At 68.0% G+C, this 22,949-nt stretch carries 13 protein-coding genes; 3 read left to right on the top strand and 10 right to left on the bottom strand.

Features of this window, described 5'->3' with window-relative positions:
- Positions 1-226: 226 nt before the first annotated feature.
- Together Tharo_RS12375 and Tharo_RS12370 are read left to right on the top strand one after the other, a co-directional pair.
- Positions 227-1,318 carry a methyl-accepting chemotaxis protein gene (locus Tharo_RS12375; RefSeq protein WP_107221474.1) on the top strand — a complete coding sequence of 364 codons (1,092 nt, stop codon included), beginning with the start codon at positions 227-229 and terminating at the stop codon, positions 1,316-1,318.
- A complete protein-coding gene (locus Tharo_RS12370) occupies positions 1,315-3,501 on the top strand; it encodes a putative bifunctional diguanylate cyclase/phosphodiesterase (protein ID WP_107221473.1) in 2,187 nt (728 codons plus the stop codon). The genes Tharo_RS12375 and Tharo_RS12370 overlap by 4 nt, the downstream gene beginning before the upstream one ends.
- Before the next feature lie 21 nt (positions 3,502-3,522).
- Here the strand turns inward: Tharo_RS12370 and Tharo_RS12365 are convergent, their stop codons facing one another.
- The 7 genes from Tharo_RS12365 to recC form a co-directional block, all read right to left on the bottom strand.
- Positions 3,523-5,631 (bottom strand): M3 family metallopeptidase, encoded by a 2,109-nt coding sequence (locus tag Tharo_RS12365; protein ID WP_107221472.1) that lies wholly within the window; start codon positions 5,629-5,631, stop codon positions 3,523-3,525.
- Between the two features lie 148 nt (positions 5,632-5,779).
- Positions 5,780-6,553 (bottom strand): DUF2189 domain-containing protein, encoded by a 774-nt coding sequence (locus Tharo_RS12360; RefSeq protein WP_107221471.1) that lies wholly within the window; start codon positions 6,551-6,553, stop codon positions 5,780-5,782.
- A 184-nt stretch (positions 6,554-6,737) separates the two neighbouring features.
- Positions 6,738-8,000 (bottom strand): MFS transporter, encoded by a 1,263-nt coding sequence (locus Tharo_RS12355; RefSeq protein ID WP_107221470.1) that lies wholly within the window; start codon positions 7,998-8,000, stop codon positions 6,738-6,740.
- A gap of 72 nt (positions 8,001-8,072) precedes the next feature.
- Positions 8,073-9,008: a phosphoribosylaminoimidazolesuccinocarboxamide synthase gene (locus Tharo_RS12350; protein WP_107221469.1), complete on the bottom strand. Its 936-nt coding sequence runs from the start codon at positions 9,006-9,008 to the stop codon at positions 8,073-8,075.
- Between the two features lie 251 nt (positions 9,009-9,259).
- Positions 9,260-11,293, bottom strand: a complete 2,034-nt coding sequence (gene recD, locus Tharo_RS12345; RefSeq protein WP_107221468.1) for an exodeoxyribonuclease V subunit alpha — start codon at positions 11,291-11,293, stop codon at positions 9,260-9,262.
- The gene (gene recB / locus Tharo_RS12340) at positions 11,290-15,195 is read right to left on the bottom strand and encodes an exodeoxyribonuclease V subunit beta (protein WP_107221467.1); all 3,906 of its coding nucleotides are present in this window, start codon (positions 15,193-15,195) and stop codon (positions 11,290-11,292) included. Before recB ends, recD begins: the two co-directional genes overlap by 4 nt.
- Positions 15,195-18,707 (bottom strand): exodeoxyribonuclease V subunit gamma, encoded by a 3,513-nt coding sequence (gene recC, locus Tharo_RS12335; RefSeq protein ID WP_245880896.1) that lies wholly within the window; start codon positions 18,705-18,707, stop codon positions 15,195-15,197. The genes recB and recC overlap by 1 nt, the downstream gene beginning before the upstream one ends.
- Before the next feature lie 251 nt (positions 18,708-18,958).
- On the opposite strand from recC, the gene Tharo_RS12330 reads away from it, so the two are divergent.
- Entirely contained in the window at positions 18,959-19,609 is a 651-nt protein-coding gene (locus tag Tharo_RS12330; RefSeq protein ID WP_107221465.1) for a hemerythrin domain-containing protein, read from the top strand.
- Between the two features lie 133 nt (positions 19,610-19,742).
- On the opposite strand, the gene vapC is transcribed toward Tharo_RS12330, so the two are convergent.
- The 3 genes from vapC to Tharo_RS12315 all read right to left on the bottom strand — a co-directional run bounded on the left by vapC (position 19,743) and on the right by Tharo_RS12315 (position 22,935).
- A complete protein-coding gene (gene vapC, locus Tharo_RS12325) occupies positions 19,743-20,144 on the bottom strand; it encodes a type II toxin-antitoxin system VapC family toxin (RefSeq protein ID WP_107221464.1) in 402 nt (133 codons plus the stop codon).
- Entirely contained in the window at positions 20,141-20,335 is a 195-nt protein-coding gene (locus Tharo_RS12320) for a type II toxin-antitoxin system VapB family antitoxin (protein WP_107222415.1), read from the bottom strand. The genes vapC and Tharo_RS12320 overlap by 4 nt, the downstream gene beginning before the upstream one ends.
- 191 nt (positions 20,336-20,526) lie before the next feature.
- A complete protein-coding gene (locus Tharo_RS12315; protein ID WP_107221463.1) occupies positions 20,527-22,935 on the bottom strand; it encodes a molybdopterin-containing oxidoreductase family protein in 2,409 nt (802 codons plus the stop codon).
- Positions 22,936-22,949: the final 14 nt, after the last annotated feature.

Below are 22,949 nucleotides of genomic sequence, written 5' to 3'. Positions count from 1 at the left end.
GGGAGGTGCGGGGAGGTGCGGGGAGTGCGGGGAGTGCGGGGAGTGCGGGGAGTGCGGGGAGTGCGCCTGGCGCGGGGGCGTTGCCGGGGAGCCCGAAGGGGGCGGAACGAAGGGGGCGGAATTAAGCTATATCAAGCTGTGATCTTAATTCCCAAGTAAAATGCTCAACTAAATCGAAGTGCAAAACCGAAGTGCAAAACAAGACCGACGACCGAGGAGGGGTTTCATGTTTGCGGCAAAACTCACACAGTTTCTGTTTCGACCCGGGGCGGCTGCCCGGCGCGACCATGCCTGGCTGCAGTCGCGCGTGGCGCAACTCGAAGCCGAAGGCGCGGCGCTGCGCGATGAAGTCGCGGCGCTGCGCGAGGAGCGCGGCGCGCTGGGCGGGGTGTTTTCCAGCCTGTCCAGCTTCGGCGCTTCGCTGGGCGGAGTGCGCGAATCCTTTCTCGGCCTGGCGGGCACGCTGAACGAGGAAAAATCCTCGGCGCAGGAGGCCGCTGCCCAGTCGGAAAGCAACCGTATCGCCTTCGAGCAGATGGCGGGCAACCTGCGCAGCCTGTTCGACCGCATGAGCGAGGCTTCGCGCAACGTCGAGGTGCTGATGCAGCGTACCGGCGAGATCGGCGGCATCGTGCGCCTGATCAAGGAGATCGCCGATCAGACCAACCTGCTCGCGATCAATGCCGCGGTCGAGGCCGCGCGGGCCGGCGAGGCCGGGCGGGGCTTCGCGGTGGTCGCCGACGAAGTGCGCAAGCTGGCCGAGCGTACGGCGCGGGCGACCACCGAGATTTCCGCCCTGGTCGGCAGCATCCAGGAAGAAACCCACAGCGCCAGGACGGTGATGGAGGTCGGGGCCGAGGATGCCAGCCGCTATTCGGCGGAGAGCGAACTTGCCGTGGGCAGCATGTCGCGCCTGTTCGAGTTGTCGCAGCGCATGGAGCAGGCGGTGTCGTCGTCGGCGCTGCTGTCCAATGTCGAACTGGCGAACATTGAGGAGCTGATGCTCAAGCTCGAAGTCTACAAAGTGTTCCTCGGGGTCTCGAATCTGCGGCCGGACGATCTGCCCGACGAAAAGCACTGCCGCCTCGGGCAGTGGTATTACGACGGCGAGGGGCGGGAGCATTTTGCCGGACTGCCCGGCTATGCCGCGCTGGAAAAACCGCATCGCGCCGTGCACACTCATGCCCGCCAGGCGGTGGCCTTCTACTACGAAGGCCGCCTCGATGCCGCGCTCGATCAACTGCAGGCGATGGAACGGGCCAATCTCACGGTGATGGACGGCATGAGCCGCATCCTGGGCAAGGCAAACGGGCAATGAACGCCGCCAGCGGCAGCGCGATCGCCCGCGAGATGCGGGTCGACGCCGACGAAATCGCCGAGCGCAAGGCCTTCCTGCGCCTGGGCGAGGATGACGCCGCATCCTTGCGCGCGGTGCACGCGGCGATCGGAGCGCAGGGCCGCCATGGCTTTTCCGATGCGTTCTACGCCGCGCTGCGCAGCCGGCCGGCGCTGGCGGCACTGCTGCGCGACGATGCCACCGTGGCGCGGCTGAAGGCGGCGCACGAGCGCTATTTCCGCGAGCTGACCGCAGGCGAATATGGCACCGACTACGTCGCGCGCCGGCTCGAAGTGGGCGTCACCCATGCGCGCATCGGTCTCGAGCCGAAGTGGTACGTGGGGGCCTTCCGCGAATACCTGTCGGGCATGGTCGACACCTTGTGGACGCACAGCGGCGGGCGCCGCGAACAGTTCGTTCCGGCGTTCGACGCCCTGCTCAAGGTCGCCCTGTTCGATCTCGGCCTGACCCTGGACACCTACATCCACGCCGACAAGCGGCGCATCGCGCTGCGCGACCGGGCGATCGAATCGAGCGTCAACGGCGTGTTCATCGCCGACGCCGGCCAGCCGTGCTATCCGCTGATCTACGTGAACCCGGCGTTCGAGCGGGTGCTCGGCAGCACGGCGGGCACGATCGTCGGCAAGCCCTGCATCTGCCGCGACGAGGTCGCCGACGGCTATGCCGAGATCCGCCGCGCGATCGCCCACGGCACCGAAGGCAACACCGTGCTGCGCCTGCGCCGCGCCGACGGCGAGCGGCGCTGGATCGAGCTCTTCCTGGCGCCGGTGCGCAGCGAGGCCGGGGCGGTCACCCACTTCGTCGGCGTGCTCAACGACGTCACCGACCGCAAGGACGCCGAGGCGCGGCTGAGCCACCTCGCCAACCACGACCCGCTCACCGGGCTGCCCAACCGCAACCTGCTCCACGACCGCCTTGCCCATGCGATCACGCGGCGCGGGGAAGGCCTGAATGCGGTGCTGTTCCTCGACCTCGACCGCTTCAAACTGATCAACGACAGTTACGGCCACGATGTCGGCGACGAACTGCTGCGCGCGGTGGCTGCGCGGCTGCAGCACTGCCTGCGCGCCGGCGATACGGTGGCGCGGCTGGGCGGCGACGAGTTCGTGGTGCTGCTCGAGGATCTGCCCTCGGTCGATGCGGCCGCGGCGATCGCGGGCAAGATCGCCTCCCGTCTGTCCGTGCCGGTGACCGTGGGCGAGCGCGAGTTGCCGCTGGCGGCAAGCGTCGGCATCGCCCTCCATCCGCGCGATGGGGCGGACCCGCAGACCCTGCTCAAGCATGCCGATACTGCGATGTACCGTGCCAAGGAGGCGGGACGGGGCGGCTTCTGCTTTTTCGCCGGCGACATGAATGCCCAGGCGCTGCAGCGCCTGACGCTGGAAAACGACTTGCGCCGGGCGCTCGACAACGGTGAGCTCGAAGTCTTCTATCAGGCCCAGGTCGCGCTCGTTGACGGCCGCCTGACCGGGGCCGAGGCGCTGGTGCGCTGGCGCCATCCGGAGAAGGGGCTGGTGCCGCCGGCGGTCTTCATTCCGGTGGCGGAGGAAACCGGCCTCATCGTCAGCCTCGGCGAGCAGGTGCTGCGCGCCGCCTGCCATCAGCTCGCCACCTGGCAGCGCCAGGGCCTGCCACGCCTGACGGTGGCGGTGAACCTGTCGCCGCGCCAGTTCCGCCAGCCCGATCTGGTGGACCGGGTGGCCGCGATCCTGGCCGAAACCGGCGCCGATCCGGGCTGGCTGGAGCTGGAAATCACCGAGAGCGCGGCGATGCAGCACGCCGAGGAAACCATCCGCGCCCTGCGCCGGCTGCGCGAGATGGGGGTCTCGCTGGCGATCGACGACTTCGGTACCGGCTATTCCTCGCTGTCCTACCTGAAGCGCTTCCCGATCGACAAGCTCAAGATCGACCGTTCCTTTGTCCAGGGCGTGCCCGACAACGGCGACGATGCCGCGATCGTGCAGGCGATCATCGCGATGGCCCGCAGCCTCGGCCTGGCGCTGCTCGCCGAAGGGGTGGAAAGCGCGGCCCAGCGCGACTTCCTCCAGGCGCAAGGGTGTGCGGTCGCGCAGGGCTGGCTGTTCGGCCGGGCCGTGCCCGCGGCCGCCTTCGAGCGCGACCACCTGGCCGGGCACGGCGCCTGAACGCGCCCGGCGCGCAGCGGGTCAGGCCGGTGTCACCATGCCGTTGTGGCGCAGCAGGGCGTCGACGCGCGGTTCGCGGCCGCGGAAGGCCTTGAACGATTCGAGCGCCGGGCGGCTGCCGCCCACAGCCAGGATCTCGCGCCAGAAGCGCGCGCCGGTCTCCGCGTCGAGCAGGCTGCCCTTGCCCGCGCCGGCTTCCTCGAACGCCTCGAAGGCGTCCGCCGACAACACTTCGGCCCACTTGTAGCTGTAGTAGCCCGCGGCGTAGCCGCCGGCGAAGATGTGCGAGAAGCTGTGCGGGAAGCGGTGCCAGGGCGGCGGAATCAGCACCGCCACTTCGCGGCGGACCTCGTCGAGGAGGGTCATCACGCGCTCGATCGGCACCGGCCCCGCGCTTGCGTCCACTTCGGCGTGCAGGCGCAGGTCGAACATCGAAAACTCCAGCTGGCGCACGGTCTGCATGCCGCTCTGGAAGTTCTTCGCCGCGATCATCTTGTCGTAGAGCGCGCGCGGTAGCGGTTCGCCGCTGTCGACGTGGGCAGTCATACCCTGCAGCACGTCCCATTCCCAGCAGAAGTTTTCCATGAACTGGCTGGGCAGCTCGACCGCGTCCCACTCGACGCCGTGGATGCCGGACACCGCGAGCTCGTCCACCTGGGTGAGCAGGTGGTGCAGGCCGTGGCCGCATTCGTGGAACAGGGTCAGCACGTCGTCGTGGGTGAAGGTGGCGGGCTTGCCATTGACCGGGCCGGGGAAGTTGCACACCAGGTAGGCGAGCGGCGTGTCGCTGCCCCAGAGGTCGCGGTGGCGGCTGCGCGCCGAGTCCATCCAGGCGCCGCCGCGCTTGGTGCTGCGGGCGTGGAGGTCGAGATAGAAGTGCCCCACCAGCGTTGCGTCCTTCTCGATGCGGAAGAAGCGCACGTCCGGGTCCCACTTCGGCGCCGCGTCGGGGAAAATGTCCACGCCGTACAGCGCGCGGATCACGCCGAACAGGCCGTCGAGCACCCTGGGCTCGGGGAAGTACTGCTTCACTTCCTGGTCGGAATAGGCGTAGCGCTTCTCGCGCAGTTTCTCGGAAGCATAGGCAAGGTCCCAGGGTTCGAGCGTGTCGAGGCCCAGCTCGGCCCTGGCGAAGGCTTTCAATTCCTCCAGATCGCGCTCGGCGAAAGGCTTGGCCCTGGCGGCGAGCTCGTGCAGGAAGGCGAGCACCTGCGCGGGGCTGTCGGCCATCTTCGGCACCAGCGACACCTCGGCGAAGTTGCGGTAGCCGAGCATGCGCGCTTCCTCGTCGCGCAGGGCGAGGATGCGGCCGATCAGCGGGCCGTTGTCCAGTTCCGGGGTGCCGAGTTCGGAGGCGCGGGTGGCGTAGGCGCGGTACATGCGCGCGCGCAGGGCGCGGTCGTCGGCGTACTGCATCACCGGCAGGTAGGCGGGCATCTGCAGGGTGAACTTCCACCCCGGCCGGCCCTCGGCCTCGGCGGCGGCGCGGGCGGCATCGCGCGCATCGTCCGGAATCCCCGCAAGCCCGGCCTCGTCGGTGATCCACTCGGCGTGGGCGTTGGTGGCGTCGAGCAGGTTCTCGGAGAACTTCGCCGCGAGCTGCGACTGCTCTTCCTGGATCGCCTGGAAGCGCGGCTTCTGCGCATCGGGCAGTTCCGCGCCGGAGAGGCGGAAGTCGCGCAGCGCGTGCTCGAGGATGCGCCGGCGCACCGGCGACAGGGTGGCGAACTCGGGGCCGTCGTGCAGCGCCTTGTACTTGCGGAACAGCGCCAGGTTCTGCCCGGCCTCGGCATAGAAGCGCGAAACCTCCGGCAGCATCGCGTTGTAGGCTGCGCGCCATTCGGGCACGTCGAGCACGCTGTGGAGGTGGCCGACCACGCCCCAGGCGCGCGACAGGCGCTCGCCGGCCTCGTCCATGGGGCCGACGAAGCCGTCCCAGCTCGGCGGCGCCGGGTCGGCGGTGAGGCGTTCGATCAGCGCGCGATTCTCGTCGATCAGGCTGCGGACCGCGGGCTCGACATGCGCCGGGCGGATGTCGCCGAAGCGCGCCAGGCCGCTGAAGTCGAGCAGGGGATTGGCGGAGTCGGGCGGGGGGGAAGAAGGCAGAGGGGAGGTGGCGCTGTCGGGCATCGATGAACCTTGGTGGGGATCCGTTCCGGGTCGTGGGGAAGGCATTGTGCCGTAAAAAAGCCGGCGGACGCCGTTCCCGGCGCCCGCCGGCCGCTCGCAAGGGGAGGGGGCGGGGGTGGTTTGGGGCCGCGAGGCGCGGCCGCTGCGTTCAGCGCATCAACTCGCGGTAGGCATGCCAGGTGGCGTGCCCGAGCAGCGGCAGCAGGATCACCATGCCGATCATCATGGTCGCGAAGCCGACCGCGACCAGGCCGACGATGATCGCCGCCCACAGCGCCATCGCCGCCGGGTTCACCGCGACCGCGCGCAGGCTGGCCATCGCCGCGGTGATGATATCGACTTTGCGGTCCATCAGCATCGGCACGGCCGTCACCGACAGCGCGAACACCACCGTGGCGAGGATCGCGCCGACGACGAGGTAGGCGGCGACGAAGGGCAGGTGCTCGCCGGAGAGGAACACGCTGCGGAAGAAGTTCGACAGGTCGGCGACGTTGCCGTCGTAGAACAGGGCGAACAGCACCGCCGAGATCCGCTCCCAGCCGATCAGCGCGATCGCGAGGAAGGCGCCGAAGTAGGCCAGCCCGTCGGCGTGGCCGCGCAGGCCGCGCAGCGAGCCGAAGAACGAGACCGGGTGCCCTTGTTCATGCTGGCGGGAAATCTCGTACAGTCCGGCGGCGGCGACTGGCCCGATCAGGAAAAAGCCGGAAATCGCCGCGGTGAACAGGTAAGGCAGCTCCGCCGCGTAGGACAGGAGCAGGTAGCCGAGTGCGGCCAGGATCACGCCGTAGGACAGGCTCGCGCCCAGATTCTCTCGCATGTCTTCCCATCCCGCGCGCAGCCACAGCAGCGGCCGGTCGATGCCGACTTCGCGCACGTGGGGCAGGTGAAAGTGCTGTTCCAGAGTCTCGAAAGGCTTGTCCATGGCACGCTCCGCTTGATCAGGATCGGTCGGGGGGCGGCCCGGCTGCGGCTTGGCAGGGCTCTGCGGCCGGGTCGATTCTTAGAGTAGACCGGCCGGGGCGAGTTCGCGAATGCGATTTGTTCCGGGTCCAGAGTGTGTGCGGCGTACTGTGCCGCGCGGGCGCCTGCGGCCTTGCGCTGGCGGCTCAGGTGCCCGGCTTCCAGATGTTGCGGCATCCCGTTTCGCGCAGGAACAGGCTGGCGACGGTGCCGAACAGGGCTGCGGCGGCGAGCAGGCCGATCCCGTGGCGGAAGGTGTCGACCGCGTACACGCGCACGCCTTCGACCAGGGTACCGTCCCAGCCTGCGTCCATGACCAGGCCGACCGCCGGCTGCAGCAGGGCGGCGGCGAGAAAGCCGCCCATGTTGGTGACGCTGGTGCTCATTCCCGAGAGCTGGGGCGGGTTCACTTCCTTGGCGCAGGCCCAGGTCAGCGAGAAACTTGCGGTGCTCACCCCCATCACGGCGAACAGCGCGTAGGACAGCGCGATCGGCATCGGTACCGCCGACAGCCACACCAGCCACAGCAGGCTGTACAGGGCGGAGGAGGCGACCAGCACCGGCTTGCGCCGGCCGAGGCGGTCCGAGAGGGTGCCGATCGCCAGGCAGCCGACGGCGAAACCGGCGAAATAGAGGGACACGTGGCTGGCCGCCTCGACCCGGGACAGTCCGTGCACCTGCACCAGGTAAGGGGTGGCCCACAGCCCGGCGAAGGCGAAGAAGCTGCCGGCGATGCCGAAGTTCACCCCCACCGCCGGCCAGGTGGCGCGGTTCTTCAGCACCCCCATCAGGCCGCCCAGCACCACGGTGCGGTCGAAGCGGGGGGCGGGCGTGTCCGGCGCGCGCGCTTCGCGGACGAAGAACCAGCAGGCGATGCCCAGCAGCACCGACAGGACGGCCGCGCCGAAAAAAATTCCGCGCCACGAGGTGATCTGCGCCGCCGCGGCGAGCGGCGTGCCGGCGAGCACCGAGCCGAGGTTGCCGAGCAGCATCGACAGCCCGGCCAGGGTGGCGAAGCGGCGTTCGTCGAACCACACGGCGATCAGCTTGAGCATCGCGATGAACACCACCGACACGCCGAGCCCGACCAGGGTGCGCCCGACCAGCGCGGTGTCCAGGTCCGGGGCGAAGCCGAACAGCGCGCTGCCGGCCCCGGCCACCAGCCCCCCCAGCAGCAGGATGCGGCGCGGCCCCAGGGTGTCGACCAGGATGCCGGTCGGCACCTGCATGACCGTATAGACGTAGAAATAAGTCGCCGCGAGCACGCCGAGCGAAGCCGCGCTGGTGTGAAAGGCCGCGGCCAGGTCCTGGGCGATGCCGGCGGGAGCGAAGCGATGGAAGAAGGACAGCATGTAGGCGGCGATGACCACGGCCAACGCCAGGCGGCGGCTGGAAGCGGATGTCTGCATGGGGGCTCCGGAGGAAAAAGGGCGCCTCGTGGGCGCCCCTTTGTCGTGATCGTAGCGGAAACGGCGGTGGATTCAGTCCAGCGTGCGCCCGGTCAGCCGTTCGTAGGCTTCGCGGTACTTGGCCGCGGTACGCTCGATGACCTCGGCCGGCAGGCGCGGCCCCGGCGCGGTCTTGTTCCAGTCCAGCGTTTCCAGGTAGTCGCGCACGAACTGCTTGTCGAAGGACGGTGGGCTGATCCCTTCGCGGTAGCTGTCGGCGGGCCAGAAGCGCGACGAGTCGGGGGTCAGCGCTTCGTCGATCAGGTGCAGCGTGCCGGCGGCGTCGATGCCGAACTCGAACTTGGTATCGGCGATCAGGATGCCGCGCCCGGCGGCGTAGCCGGCCGCTTCCGAATACAGCGCGATCGCCGCCGCGCGCGCTTCCTCGGCGAGTCCGGCGCCGCTCTTGCCGGTGCCGGCGAGGGCATCGGCGAGCAGCGCCTCGCAGCGCGCCTGGGCCTGCGCGAACGAGATGTTCTCGTCGTGCTCGCCGAGGTCGGCCTTCGACGAGGGGGTGAAGATCGGCGCCGGCAGCTTCGCCGCCTGGGCGAGGCCCGCGGGCAGGGCGATGCCGCAGATCGCGCCGGTGGCCTGGTAGTCCTTCCAGCCCGAACCGATCACGTAGCCGCGCACCACCGCCTCGATCGGCAGCGGCTTCAGGCGCTTCACCACCAGCGCCCGGCCGCGCACCTGGTCGCGCTCGCCGGGCGCGACCACGGTTTCGGGGTCGATGCCGGTGAGCTGGTTGGGGAGGATGTGGGCGAGCCGGTCGAACCAGAAGTTGGCGAGCGCCACCAGCACCCGGCCCTTGTCCGGGATCGGGTCGGGCAGGATCACGTCGAATGCCGACAGGCGGTCGCTGGTGACGATCAGCAGCTTCTCGTCGTCGACTGCATAGATGTCGCGCACCTTGCCGCGGCCGAGCAGCGGCAGGCTCTTGATGGAAGTTTCGAAAAGGGGCGTCGCCACGGTGGGGCCTCAGGTTGCTGGCAAAAGCGGGATTATAGGGGAGGGCCGCTCACTTTCGGGGCTGTGGAGGCGCTGGCGCACGTGTGAGGATCACCGCCCCGGGTGAAGTCGGAGCAACTCGCGGGAGCCGCTCCCATCGCCATGTCCGTGCTGAGGACCGTTTCCCGTACATCTACGACTTCGTCGTGTCGATCCTGCGACGACTGCGCCGGAAGACGAAACCAATGGGGCAGTTCAGTCCTGCATGAGGGTCATTCGGCTTCCTCCAGGACTTGCAGCAGCCCGCTCTCGCGCCGGGTGACGCTGCCTGCACCCACCTCCAGCAGCCCAGGTCGCTCGGCAAACAGGCTGAATGCTTTTCGAGCACGGGTGATGCCGGTGTAAATCAGCTCGCGAGTTAGCACGTTGCCGCTCTGGGCCGAGAGTACGAGCATGGTGTGCTCGAACTCCGAACCCTGGCTCTTGTGAACAGTCATCGCAAACGCCGTCTCAACGTGGGCCAGTCGGCTGACCGCGACCGAGCGAAGGCGCTCGCCGTCAAGGAAGTACACGCGCAGCAGCGCCGGGCTTTCTGCCGCAGGGAGCGCGATGCCGATGTCGCCGTTAAAGATGCCGAGGGTCGGGTCGTTGCGGGTGACCATCACCGGCCGGCCCTTGTACCAAGTTCCTTGAGGCTTCAGTTGTCGGGCGGACTCAAGTTTGCGCTCGATGGCCCGGTTCAACCCACTCACGCCCCAATCGCCCTCGCGGACTGCACACAGGAGGCGGAATCGATCGAAGGCTTGAAGGACGTTCTTCGTCCATGCGTCGTGAGCGTCGACGCTGCCGTCGGTCGGGCCTTCGTTCAGAGCCCGGGTGTAGTCGAGATAGGAGGCGCTCGCACCCGGACGGCCGCCGACGGCCGACTCGATGACGTCCGCCTGGGCTGCCCCCTCGGAGACGAAGAGGCTGCCCGTGGCATCGTCACGCAGGAGCGTGCCCGGCAGCGCAGGATCCTTTGCATCGTTGACCGCGAGCGCGAGCGCGCCGATCGGGCCATCGAAGCGCAGGCTCTCACGCAGCATCACGGTCTGCTGGGCGAGCTCAGGTGACGGGCCCGTCCGAGCGAGATACGCGTCGGGAAGCGCCTCTCCCGTGGTGGTCATGAGATAGCGTGCCGTCTCTGCACTGTAGCGGCCAGCCTGCGCATCACGGCACAAGTCACCCAGTACCGCACCAGCTTCAACCGACGCGAGCTGATCCTTGTCACCGAGCAGGATGAGGCACGCGCGCTCGGGCAGCGCCTCAAGGAGCGCGGCCATCATCTCCAGATGCACCATCGAGGCTTCATCGACGATGACGATATCGGCGTCGAGCGGATTGCCGGCGTGGTGCCGGAAGCGCCGGGTATCCGGTCGTGCGCCGAGCAGTGAGTGCAGCGTACGCGCTGCCCCGATGCGCTGGGTGAGTGTGGCCAGATCGAGTTCATTGCCGATGCTGGCTTGCAGGCTCTGTAGTGAGCCATCGATTGATTGCTTGAGCCGGGCTGCCGCTTTACCCGTTGGCGCAGCCAGCGCAACGCGCAGGCGCTGTGGTTCGGCGGCGGTGGCCAGCAGCACGGCAAGCAGGCGTGCGGCCGTGTAGGTCTTGCCGGTGCCAGGGCCGCCGGTGATGATCGTGAGCCGGCTGCGCAAGGCGATTGCGCAGGCGATCTTTTGCCAGTCGACGGGCGATTTTCGGGTCTGTCCGCCATCATTACGGGCAAAGAAACGATCCAGCCAGGCGCGCGTGCGCGCTTCATCAGCCGGGTTGGTTTTCCTGCAGCGTGCGATGATCGCACGACCTACTGTGCGCTCGAATTGCCAGTAGCGGCGCAGGTAGAGGCGGGGGGCAGTGTCGGGACCGTCGATGACTAATGGCTGGCCTCGATCGGGGTCGCGGCCGATGCGCTGTGCGGTCGGGCTTGCAGTCGCGGCGCCAAGCCAGCCTTCGAGCTTGGGAGGCAGGTCATGCCACAAGGCCGCGACGCTGGCCTGTGCTTCAGTCGGCCAGCCGAATAGAGTCGGATCAGTAGCGGGGAGACCGGCCATCGGCAGGCAACTATGGCCGTGCCCTTCCATGCGGCTGAGCATTGCTGTTGCGACCAGCAGGGCCGGGTCGGCCCCGGGGTCGAGCGTCGCAATGAAGGCGGCGAAGGCGCTGTCGAGGTGTCGCAAGAGGCCGGCGTCACTCATGGCGCGCAAGGTACCGAGCACCTGCGTGCGCTTGTCTTGTGCTTCGGGCGTGCAAACGGTTGTTGAGCTCATGCCAGTGCCGCCTCATCGGTGAGCTGTTGATCGAGCGTGTCGAGCAAGGCGATCACTTCGCCTGTAGCAGGAATGGCGTACTCGCCGCAGCAGGGGCCGCGAATACCCCGCAGGAAGAGGTAGAGGGCGCCGCCGAGTTGGCGAGACGGGTCGTAGGTCGTGCCCAGCCGCGCGCGCAGCAGCCGGTGCAGCGCGAGCAGGTACAGCGCAGCCTGCACGTCATAGCGGTGGCGTGCCATTGCCGATTCGAGCGCGAAAGTGTCGTAGTCGGCGTCGGTCTTGCCCAGGCTGTTCGATTTGTAGTCCAGTACCCAATAACGGCCTTCATGTTCGAACACCAGGTCCGCAAAGCCCATCACCATGCCGTGCAGCGCACGCTGGGGCAGGGCAGGGCGCTCATGGGCATTGAGCAGATGGCGGCGGCACAAGGCGTCCACGTCGCCTGCGTGCAGGCGCGCCGACGGCATCCAGAACTCCATTTCCGTGAGCTGGGTGCGCAGCGCCGGGAGGGGGACACCCAAGCTCGGCAGGGGCGTCGCCAGCAGGTTCTGCATCCACTCCACTGTCGCATCGGCCCAGTCGCCCCGGCCGGCACGAACGCAACGGCGACGTAGCGCCGTCTCCAGGTTCGGGTCGCCTGCCAGCGCAAAACCTTCGCCCGCGAGCCACTCGAGCATGTCGTGGAGGAAGTTTCCCGCAATCGCGCCGCGTGGAAACCGATGCCAGGGGGGCAGCGTCGCCCGTGTCGATGCGTTTGGTGCATAAACGCCAGATGCGTCCTCGTCATTGCCCTCGTCTTCGGCAGGGCGATGGATCTTCAGAGGCGAGAGCGCTGTTAGCGCGGGTTCGTTGGGTTCGGGCAATGTTTGCGCCGAGCCCGCGATGGCTGAGGACGGTGCTCCCAGTGCACCGGCTGTGGGCAGGGCGCTCGCGGTCTGATTCGATGCGACCGCCGAGGGGTCGATGTCTCGCACCAGTGCAGAAAAGCTCCCGATCGACCAGCGCCGCTCGAAGTCCGCAGTGTAGAGCGGGCTCTCCCGCAGCGCTGGCAGCGCCTCGCGGGGCTGCAGTGCGGTGCGGGCGACGCTGTCGCTCGTTGCTTCAAGGATGATGCATGGCGGCGTGGCTGACGTGTCGGCACTCGCCTGCTCAGCCAGGGCTTCGAGCAACGGTTGCCAGGACGCTTCGGTGCGCGGGGCGAGACCGCCCAGCAGGTAGCCTGGGGCGCTGCGGTGAGTGAGGCATTCGTTGCTGTTGCCGATCTTCAGCGCGGCAAAGCCCATCCACAGGGCGTGCCGTGCGCGCGTCAGCGCTACGTAAAAGAGGCGCAGGTCTTCGCGCAGGCGCTCGTGATCAGCGCGTTCGAGATCGTCATCGTCATAATCGAGCTTGATCTCCCGCGTCCCGGACGCATCGACGAGCTTCAGGAAGGGTGAGAACTTGCGTTCCACGCGGCGGAAGCTGCACGCAAAGGGCAGGCACACCACCGGGTATTCCAGGCCCTTGCTTTTATGCACGGTCACGACCTTGACGAGGTCGGCATCGCTCTCCAGACGCACCACCTGCTCTTCGCTGCCGCCCGCGCCGTCGTCGATCTGCATGGCCAGCCAGCGGATCAGCGCCTGCTCGCCATCGAGTTGTGCGCTCGCGTGCTGCAGCAGTTCGGCCAGATGCAGGAAGTTGGTCAGGCGTCGCTCGCCCTCGGGCTCGGCGAGCCAGCGTGCGGGCAAGTCAAGCTGGTGCAGGCTGCGCCGCAGCATGGTGAGCACCCCAAGGTCGCGCCACACCGCGTGCAGCTGACGAATCTGCTCGCTGCGCCCATCGAAGGCTTCGTCGTCGCTCGCCAGCCAGGCCAGTTCCTCGATCGACAGACCTACCGTGCGGGTGGCGAGCGCCGCCCGCACGAGCGGCGCATCGAGGGGGGATGCGACCGCGCGCAGCCAGTGCAGCAGGTCGCGCGCCTCGTTGCTGGCGAAGACCGAATCCTTGTCGGACAAGTACACCGAGGTGACGCCGCGCCGGCGTAGTTCGAGACGCACGGCTGCGGCCTCCTTGCCGGTGCGCACCAGCACGGCGATGTCGGCCGGGCGCAGTCGCTTGAACCCGTCTTGCGGGTGGTGAAAGCCTGCAGAGGGATCATTGAGCCAGGTGACGATCTGCTCGGCACAGCGTGCGGCGAAGCGCTTTCTGCTGTCGGTTGCACTGCGCAGTTCCAGGTCGTGGTGGATGCTCATTGCCGGAACCGGGCCTGCGGAGGTATGGAAGACCTCTTGCCGTCCCTCGGCCCCGACCGGCTCGAAGGGCAGCTCATTGTCTTCGTCCGAACGGCAAAGGAAGGCGCCGCCCTTGGCCACTGCGCGGTCGCCCGCCCGCGCTTCGGCCTGCGCGAACCACCCGTTGACCGCTGCGACCAGGGCATGTGTGGAGCGATAGTTGGTGCCGAGCACGTAGTGCCGGCCGGCGGTGGCACGACGGGCCTGCAGATAGCTGTAGATGTCCGCACCCCGAAACCCGTAGATCGACTGCTTGGGGTCGCCAATCAGGAGAAGCGCCGTGCCCGGATCATTGTCGGCGGTGCGGTAGAGCGCATCGAAGAGCCGGTACTGCAGCGGCGAGGTGTCCTGGAATTCGTCGATCAGGGCGACCGGGTACTGGCCGAGGATGCGCTCGCGCAGCCGCGCGCCGTGCGGACCGCACAGCGCCTGGTCGAGCCGTTCGAGCATGTCGGCAAAGCCGAAGCTGCGCGCCTTGCGCTTCAACTGCGCCAGGCGCTCGGCTACCTGCGTCGCGGCATGGATGCGCAGCGGCGTGTGCGGATCGGGCAGCGCGCCGTAGTGTTGCAGCAATTCGGCGAAGGCATCGAAATGATCTGGCAACTCGGGTACCGGTGCGCCGTCCTTGCGGGCTTCGAGGATGCCGTCGACGGTCAGTCGGTGACGTGCGCTGTCGGGCAGGTTCAGGGGCTGGGAGAGCGGATCCCGTGCCCACGAGGCCAGCGACTCGCACCAGGGCGTGTAGTAGCGGCTTTGCAGTTTCTTCCCGTTCCAGGCCTTGGCGTTGGCCGCCAGTTCCTTGTCGAGCCATTCCTTGATCGCCCCCGCACGCTCGACCCAGCCCCGGCTGAGGGTGATCAGCTTCTGGTGGTGCGCGGTCATCACCCGTTCCACGCAGGCCCCCAGCGAGTCCCGGTCATCGGTCAGCGGCAGGGGCTGGCCGACCAGCTCGCGGATGTCTTCGTGGAGCGCATTGACGTCGGGCCACAGGCGGAGCACGAAATCGAGCGGCGCATCCGAGAGCGGGTAGCACTGCTGGCGCCAGTAGTCCTGAACGGCCTCGAGCAGCAGCGCTGTTTCATCGGCCGCCAGCTCTTCATCGAAGGGGTTGCCGCTATCGAAGGCGTGTTCGCGCAGCATGCGCTGGCACCAGGCGTCGATGGTGAACACGGCCGCATCGTCCATGGCTTCGGCGGCCATTGCGAGCCGCCAGGCCGCCTGGCGGCGATCGGCTTCATCGGCGTAGTCGGCCAGCAGGCTCGCAAGCAGTGCGTCATTCGGGGCTGGCGGTGTGTCACCCCGGAAGCAGCGGGCCGCCTCGAGCAGGCGGGCGCGAATGCGGTCCGAGAGCTCCTTGGTCGCTGCCCGGGTAAAGGTCATCACCAGGATCTCGGCCGGCAGCAAGGGGCGCGCGAACGCGGTGGCCTCCGTGTGGCGCGTATCGTCCGAGTTCCTGCTGCCGTGACCGAGCACGAGGCGAAGATAGAGCGCGGCGATGGTCCAGGTCTTGCCAGTGCCGGCGCTGGCTTCGATCAGCCGGCTGCCATGCAGCGGAAACCGCAGGGCATCGAGGGTGTGGGACGCTGCATGGGCGGTGGAATCGAGCGCGTGAAGGGTGTCCGATGTCATCAGGCGAGCGCCTCCTGGTTCGCGGCCGGCGTGGGCTCAGGATGGGGAATGATCTCGATGTGCGTGCCGACCCAATCGGCGAGCGGGGCGTAGAGCGTTCGTGCGAGGGACTCGAATTGGCCGTCGGCGATCAAGGACTCGAAGTCCGGATAGCAGCGGGCAAGTGTGGCCTCTTCGCCTTCACCGGTGCTGCGCTCGTTGCCTTCGTAGGCATCGGCTGCGTTGCGTTCGGCGACGAAGGCGAGCGCGGTCTTGAGCGCGACCGGTAGCGGCGCACTCAGGCCTTGCTGCCAGGCCTCGAGCAACGTAGCCAGGGTCGCGCGGGCGGCTTCCGGGGCCATCGTCTCGATACGCAGCGTGGCGTCGCGTCCGATCAGCAAGCCCGCGTCCGAGGCTTCCGACGCGGCCGCGAGCAGACACTTCACCCACGCGTACAGCAGTTTGTGTGCGCGCACTTTGTCCTGCCTGGTGCCTTCAAGAAGGCGGCCCGGGTTCAGCTCGATCCACAGCGTGGCGCCGGTATCGGGCGTGGTGGCGAAACGCTGCCCGAGCCAGTCTTCCAGTACGACGCCTCTGTGCGTATGACGCAGAGGGAGGCGCTGGACCGCAACGGGGTGTGCGGTGCGCGCCTGCTGCCAGGCGTGCAGAAGCTGCAGGACGGCCGCGCCCAGCGTGGCACGGATCCGGGCGCCCACGCCGGCCATCGGCAGGCGGCCTGCACGCCCGATTCGCGCAAGGGCCTGTTCGATCGCGGGCTCGAGTGCAAAGTGTGCAAGTGCCTGCGGTGCCCACGTCTCCATCCGGGCGACCACCGCCTTGGCCAGTTCCTCGACCAGACCATGCTCTTCCAGCTTGTCGAACCCGAACACCTCAGCGTCGGGGAGCGCCTCGGCAGGGTCATCGAAGATCACGCCCAGCCGTTGGCGAAAGAACGCCTTGACCGGATTGCGCAGGAAGCGCGCGAGTTCGGCGATGGTGAGCGGCACGGCCGGATCGGGGATGAAAGGGGCAAGTGGCGGAATCTCGGGCTGCGTACCAGCGACGTGCATCGCGCCTTCTTCACCTGGCACGGCGACGTGTGCCGCACGCCATTCACGTGCGTAGGTTGCCAGACCGCTATCCGGTTCGAAGTAGCGTCGGCTGAACGGTTGCAGCGGGTGCTGGGTGGTGCGCTCAGCCACTGTTTCGGGCGACCAGCCGGCCGCAAGGTAGTCGCGCAGCTGGGCGACCAGCACCGAGGGCGGCTGTTCGGTATTGTCGCGCACGCTATGTCCGCACCAGCTCACGTACAGCACGCGGCGTGCCGACAGCAAGGCCTCGAGCATCAGCTGGCGATCGTCGTCGCGTCGGGCGCGGTCGCCCGGGCGCTGCTGACCCGGAAGCGCCATCAGGTCGAAATCGCTGCGAGGGCTGCGACGCGGGTAGTCGCCGTCGTTCATTCCCAGCAGACACACCACCTCGAACGGGATCGCGCGCATGGGCATCAGCGTGCAGAAGGTGATGCCGCCCGCGCGAAAGCGTTTGCCCAAGGCCGGCCACTCAAGCGCATCGAGCAACGCCTCGGCCGCTACCTCCAATGGCAGCGGGGCATCGAACTCAGCCTCATCACAAGCGTCGAGCCAAGCCTCGAGCGCGTCATGCAGTGCGCCGAGGGTCTGTCGGTCGCCGTCATCGGTGGCATGCACAAGATCGGCGAGGAGGGCACGCAGGCGTTCGGCCCATTGTTCAGGGGTCGCAACGCGGCAACTATCGGATTGCCAGGCCAGCAGGCGCTCGATCAGCTGTGCGAACGCACCGGCCAGTTCGGCATCGAGCCCGCCAATCTCGTCGTACGGCTCGATGTCGGCGTAGGGCTGCTCCAGTGCGCGATGCGTGTCGCCGACGGCGTAGCCCATCAACATGCGCTGCAGGCCGAAGAGCGCAGTGTTCTGCGCGCCGCAAGCGCCAAGGCCCAGCCCCTCGCGGTGCGTCGCGTCCAGACCCCAGCGAATACCGGCGCCGCTGATCCACTGCGTCAGGCGCGGCAGCGCGTCCTCGGCGATGCCGAAGCGGGCGGCGATGGCGGGCACGTCGAGCAGCGCGGTGAGATCCGACAACCTGCAACGGTCATGCGGGATGCGCAACAGCCATTCGATCGCCGTCATCAACGGACTGCTTGCCCGCGCCGACAGGTCCGCGATGTCGAAAGGAATATGGCGCGGATCATGGCGGCCGTACTGCCCGAACACGGCGCGGATCGCTGGCGCGAAGTCGTCGATCGCGGGGACCATCACCACGATGTCGCGCGGGCGCAGAGGTTTGCCACCCGGCGGTTCGGCGAGCAGCTTCAGCAGCTGATCGTGCAGGATCTCGAGCTCGCGCACCGGGCTGTGCGCGAGGTGGAAGACGATCGAGCGGTCCTTGGTCGGGATCGTGGGCTTCGGGTGTTCGGCAAGAGGCCGCAGGTCGCGGATGTGGTGCTGGACCTGTTCCAGCAGCGAGGCGTCTGCGGGTGTGTCTTCGTCGAACAGGTCGAGGCGCGAGAGCGGAAAACGCTCGCGAGTCGCCTCCGCGTCATCAAAGGCGTCGAGCTGCCGCACGAAGTCGCGTGCCTGCCGGCCCCACGCAGCGAGCAGCGGGTGTGCATGCAGGTGCATGGCATCGAGCGCTTCGGAATGCAGATCGCGACCGTTGCGCAGCGGCTGCCGGCGACGGGCAATGCGCAGCCACTCGCGCCCGTCCATGATGTCGGCCCAGTGAAAGCGGCAGGGGTTGGGGATGGCCAGCAGGACCTGGGTATGCCGGGACAGCGCAGCAAGCAGCTGCAGCGTCGGTAGCGGCACATGGGTCATGCCGAAGAGCACGACGCGGCGGGGAAGATGAATGTCTGGGGGGACGCCACCTTGCCCGCCCATCGCTTCAAGCCTGGTCAGTACCCGCTCATGCAGCTGGGGGCGCGTCAGCGCACGTTGTGCGGGCGTGAGTGCTTCGAGCACCCTTTGCCACAGGCGCGCCTGCCAGCGCTGGTCGGGCGGTAGCGCTGTCTCGACCCCCTCGGCATTGCACATCAATTCGCGCCCTTCACCCCAGGCGTCGAGCCAATCCGAGCGGTGCACCTGGTACTGGTCATACAGATCTGCAATACGCAGCGCGAGTTGGAAACGCCGGCCGGCATCATCATGGGTGCGATTGCCGCCGAGGTAACCCGCGATCGGCTCGAATCCCGCTTCCGCGACGACATCGGGGAGCAGACGCATCAACCGCCAGGCGAGCGTGGTCTTGTCCAGCGGCGAGCGCGCGGGTACTTCGCCACGGCCCAGCACCTGGCGATAGGTTTGCCACAAGAACCGGCCCGGCAACTGCACGGCGGTTGCGGCACACACGCCGGCCTGGCGGGCCAGGGCCATCTTGACCCATTCGGCCATGCCGTTGCTCTGCACGAGCACGATCTCGGGTTCCAGCGGCGTGAGCGGATGTCGCGCCATCCACGCGGCAACGGTGTCGAGCAGCGTCTCGATGCGGTTGCCGTGCAAGGCGATGAAGCCGGGGGGAAGGGTGTCATAAGTCATGGCGAGGGTGGTCCGGGAGCGAGCAGGGCACGTGCTCGGGATGATACGAAGCGTTGCGACATGGGGTGTCGCATGGCTGCCGTCATCTACTGTACGGTTGTTCAAACGGGCGGCAGCGGCGCATAGAGTCGCGCTGCCTCCCCCTCTGAACTTACCCGATGGGCTGTACCATAACCGACTGTTCCAGGCTGGCAGTATCTCAGGATGAATCGACAATGAAGCTGATCAACACACTACAAGACGAACACGCGCTGATCGATCAGGTGCTGGGATCGTTACGGACGTACGTCGGAAAACTCTTCGACGGGACTGCGGACCCGGCTGACGGCCGCCGCTTCACCGCGTTTTTCACCGAGTTCGCCGGCCATTTTCATCACGATCGCGAGGAGCGCGTGTTCTTCGATGCACTCATCAAGGATGCGGAACTGCCGGGCGACCGCGGACCGCTGTACGCCGTCGTGCACGAGCACGCCGAGATGGCGGGGTGGCTGGCCGAGATGACGCCGATTCTCGAACAGGGGCCGCAGTCCGAGGACGATCGTGCCCGGCTGCAGGCTCTGGCAACCCGCTACTCGCATGCGCTCTGGCGTCATATCGACGCGGAGAATTCGGTCCTGTACCCGGAGGGGGTCGAGCGCCTTCTCCGCTACGGTATCTGCGAGTTGCCGGACCGGCCGATGAGCGAGGCGGAGGCGGCCGCGCGTGAGGGCGCTGCGGCCCTGCTCGTCCGTTACCCGCCGCTGGAGGACGCTGCGCTCACGCGCGGTGAGGGCTGTTTCATGTGCCGGGCCTACGGTGAGACCTGCGAGGGACTGGAGGCCGAGTGGTGGACCGAGCTCGAGTGGGATGAGTTTTTCATCCGGTGAGGCAGGCGCTGCGGGCGCTACTGAGCTGACGCCTGCTCGATGAAGGTGGCTGCCGTGCTGCACGAGGCCGGGTTCTTCGACCTCGGCCTGTACCTGTGTGGACTGGAGTTTTTCAAGAAACTCACCTTGTCCGTTATGTTTCCAGCGGTGCCGACCGAAGTCCCAGGTATTGAACGAACGGTTCAAAATCTCTGTCGCTGAACAGGAGCGCGAAGTCGCTCTCTATGCAACGCGTCGCGATTACCGTATCGATCGTCTTGCGCACTGAAATTCCGCGCGCTCTCAGATTCCGAAAATTTTTGGCTGCTTGAATCGCGATCTCTTGCCCACCTAATTCCACGACCTCCAGCGACGTGAGCAATCGCTTGGCCTGGTTGAATTCGCGGTTGCTTCCAAAGCCTTGAAGCACTTCGGTCAAAATGAGGTCTCCCGTCGCGACCGGCTCGCTCCCCAGAAGCGCATCGAGCGTCTCTGTCTCCGGGGTGATCGTTCCGCGAAAGTAATCAATCCACACACTCGAGTCGACCAGAATCACTTGTCGGTTCTCATCTCATCAAGGTCGCCCTGCCAATTCAACTTGCCCCTGAAGCGCCGTATCTCTTCCTGCCGGCTGAGGCGCAACACCGTTCGCAACCCAAGGTCGACCACCTCTCGCTTGGTTTTCAGTCCCGTCGCTCGAAGGGTGTCGTTCATCAACTTGTCGTCGATCACAATATTCGTTCGCATGATGTGTATCCAAAGTGGCATCCATACACATCATAGCGCCTGGGCCTCCACAAAGGAACGACAGGTCCATCGAGCTGGCAATGGCAAGGCGTCTCGGCGTATATACGCAATGGCGCGCGTGGCCAGGAAATGCTCTACCTACTGCCGGTTCCGGCCATGCTTTCCTGCATGAGTGCGGCGATGTCCTGCCCTCAGCGGCCGAGGACGGGCTCGATCTCGCACAGGCCCGAGCGCAGCGGCTGCGAGCCGCTGACCGGGTCGACGCGGTGGTCGGAGACGAGGCGGCTGTAGTTGGCGCCGTCTTCCGACAGCGCGTCGTAGCCGTCCGCCGTGCCCGGCCCGGCGGGCTGCCACCAGCCGTATTCGACCCATACCACGCGCGCATCGAGCGTGTCGTCGAAGCGTGCGCGCAGGCGGATGCTGCCGTGGGCCGAGCGCAGCCGCACCGCGTCTCCTTCGGCGATGCCGCGCGCGCGGGCGGCGTCCGGGTGCAGGTGCACCGCGGGTTCGGGGGTGTGCCGGCGCAGCGAAGGGGCCTGGCGGTCCTGGCCGTGGCGGAAGTGGCGCAGCTTGGCGGTGGTCATCACCAGCGGAAAGGCCGCGTCGGCGGCGGTGAGCGGCGAATCCGCCGGTTCGACGAAGTCCGGCAGCGGCGCGGCGCCGTGCGCGAGCAGCGTTTCGGCGTACAGCTCGATGCGGCCGGTGGGAGTGTCGAAGCCTTCGTCCAGGTATTTGCGGTAGCGGGTGGCGGCGGGGTGGGCGAGGCCACCGGGGTGGGCGCGCAGTTCGTCCAGGCTCAGCCCGAGCGGGGCGAGGATGTGGGCGAGCCCGGCTTCGAGGTCGCCGTCCCAGAAGTGTTCGCCCAGCCCCAGCCGCTGCGCCAGCTCGAACACCACCCAGGCATCGGGGCGGCTTTCGCCGAGCGGTGCGATCGCCGCCGGGCGCAGCTGCACCCACGATTCCGCGGCTTGGCTGCCTTCGAAGCCGACGCGCAGCGCCTCGCGCTCCCACGGCGTGCAGATCGGCAGCACGAGGTCGGCGAGCGCCGCGGTGGGCGTCAGCGTGAGGTCGGCATAGACGCAGAATTCGAGCGCGGCGAGCGCCTTCGCGGCGCGCTCGGCATCGGCGTGGTTGAGCAGGAAGTCGCGCCCGAAACCGACCAGCGCGCGGATCGCATACGGCTCGCGCTCGAGGATTGCGTCCCACAGCGCATCCGAGCCGACCAGCCCCAGCCGCGCCGGGCCCAGGCGCGAGCGCGCAAGGCCGATGCAGCGCGCGCGCTGGGCGGCGCCCAGCAGTGCCTTACCGCTGGCATCGTTGGCGGGCGGCGGGGTGAAGGCGACGTTGCCGCCGGGGGCGTCGAAGCTGCCGGTCAAGGCCATCAGCGTGGCGATTGCGCGGTCAGTCTGGGTGGCGTTGGTGTGCTGGCACACCCCCGCCCAGCAGTAGTACGACACCGCGGGCGAGGCCTCGTGCAGCAGGCGGGCGAACTGCTCGACCTGGCCGGCCTCGATCCAGCACAGCTCGGCGACGCGCTCGGGCGTGTAGGGCGCGCAGGCCTGCTCGAAGAGCGCGTGTGCCGTGTCGCAGCGGACCCGGCGGCCCTCGGCGAGCTCCAGTTCGATTCCTGCGGCGAGCAGCGGGTCCGGCCCGGCGCCGCCCGCGGTGCGTGTCCCCCGGCGGCAGGCGATCGCCGTGCCGTTGGCCGACAGGCTGACGAAATCGTCCGCGCCCGCCCCTGCCGGCGGCAGGGCGAGCTCGTCCGCGCGCAGGAAGCGGCCGGTGTCGCTGCGCACCAGCAGCGGCCCGTTGCTGAAGTCGCGCAGGAAGGCGGCGTCGAACCAGCCCCTGGCCAGCATCATGCGCGCCGCCCCGAGCGCGAGCGCGCCGTCCGAGCCAGGGCGCACCCGCAGCCACAGGTCGGCATCGGCGGCGAAGCCGGCCTTGCGCGGGTCGATCACCACCACCCGCGCCCCGCGCTTGCGCGCCGCAGCGATCGACAGCGCGTTGTTGAGCCAGGTGTCGCGCGGGTTGTGCCCCCACAGCACGATGCAGCGGCTGTGGGCGAAATCGGGCGTGGCGATGCCACGGCCGAAAGTGTGCTGGTGGGTGAAGTCCTTGTGCCAGTTGCAGATTTCGGTGCCGTTGGCGACGTTGGGGCTGCCGAAGGCGTTGGCCAGGCGCTCGATCCAGCGGACGTCGTCGGCGATCGGGGTGCCGCTCGGCGTGGCGATCGCGAACGCCACCGCCTCCGCTCCGGATTCGTCCCGGATGCGCCCGAGCGTCCGGGCGATGCGGTCGAACGCCTCGTCCCAGGAAATCTCCCGCCAGCCGGGATCGGCGTCGCCCTTGGGCCGCGTGCGCAGCAGCGGGTGCAGCACGCGCTGGGGGTCGTAGACCAGCTCCGGCGCCGCGCGTCCTTTGACGCACTGCGCCCGCCCGGTCGGGTGTGCCGGGTCCGGCAGCTGCGCCACCAGGCGCCCGTCCTCCACCACCATGCGCGAACCGCAGCGTGACTTGCACAGGCCGCAGAAGCCGGGGATGACGCGGCGGGAGGCGGACGATTCCGCCGGCGGATGATCGGGCGGGGTGGGGGGCATGATGGGCGGGCCGG

This window comes from Thauera aromatica K172, from assembly GCF_003030465.1.
GTDB classification, from domain to species: domain Bacteria; phylum Pseudomonadota; class Gammaproteobacteria; order Burkholderiales; family Rhodocyclaceae; genus Thauera; species Thauera aromatica.
This window is presented reverse-complemented; position numbering and strand designations above follow the sequence as displayed.

Bases quoted from the DNA above. Each gene is read 5' to 3' on its own strand.
- Tharo_RS12360 (WP_107221471.1), bottom strand. From the start codon at position 6,553: ATGGACAAGCCTTTCGAGACTCTGGAACAGCACTTTCACCTGCCCCAC.
- Tharo_RS12330 (WP_107221465.1), top strand. From the start codon at position 18,959: ATGAAGCTGATCAACACACTACAAGACGAACACGCGCTGATCGATCAG.
- Tharo_RS12365 (WP_107221472.1), bottom strand. From the start codon at position 5,631: ATGCCCGACAGCGCCACCTCCCCTCTGCCTTCTTCCCCCCCGCCCGAC.
- Tharo_RS12315 (WP_107221463.1), bottom strand. From the start codon at position 22,935: ATGCCCCCCACCCCGCCCGATCATCCGCCGGCGGAATCGTCCGCCTCC.
- recB (WP_107221467.1), bottom strand. From the start codon at position 15,195: ATGACATCGGACACCCTTCACGCGCTCGATTCCACCGCCCATGCAGCG.
- Tharo_RS12355 (WP_107221470.1), bottom strand. From the start codon at position 8,000: ATGCAGACATCCGCTTCCAGCCGCCGCCTGGCGTTGGCCGTGGTCATC.
- recD (WP_107221468.1), bottom strand. From the start codon at position 11,293: ATGAGCTCAACAACCGTTTGCACGCCCGAAGCACAAGACAAGCGCACG.
- Tharo_RS12370 (WP_107221473.1), top strand. From the start codon at position 1,315: ATGAACGCCGCCAGCGGCAGCGCGATCGCCCGCGAGATGCGGGTCGAC.
- Tharo_RS12320 (WP_107222415.1), bottom strand. From the start codon at position 20,335: ATGCGAACGAATATTGTGATCGACGACAAGTTGATGAACGACACCCTT.
- Tharo_RS12375 (WP_107221474.1), top strand. From the start codon at position 227: ATGTTTGCGGCAAAACTCACACAGTTTCTGTTTCGACCCGGGGCGGCT.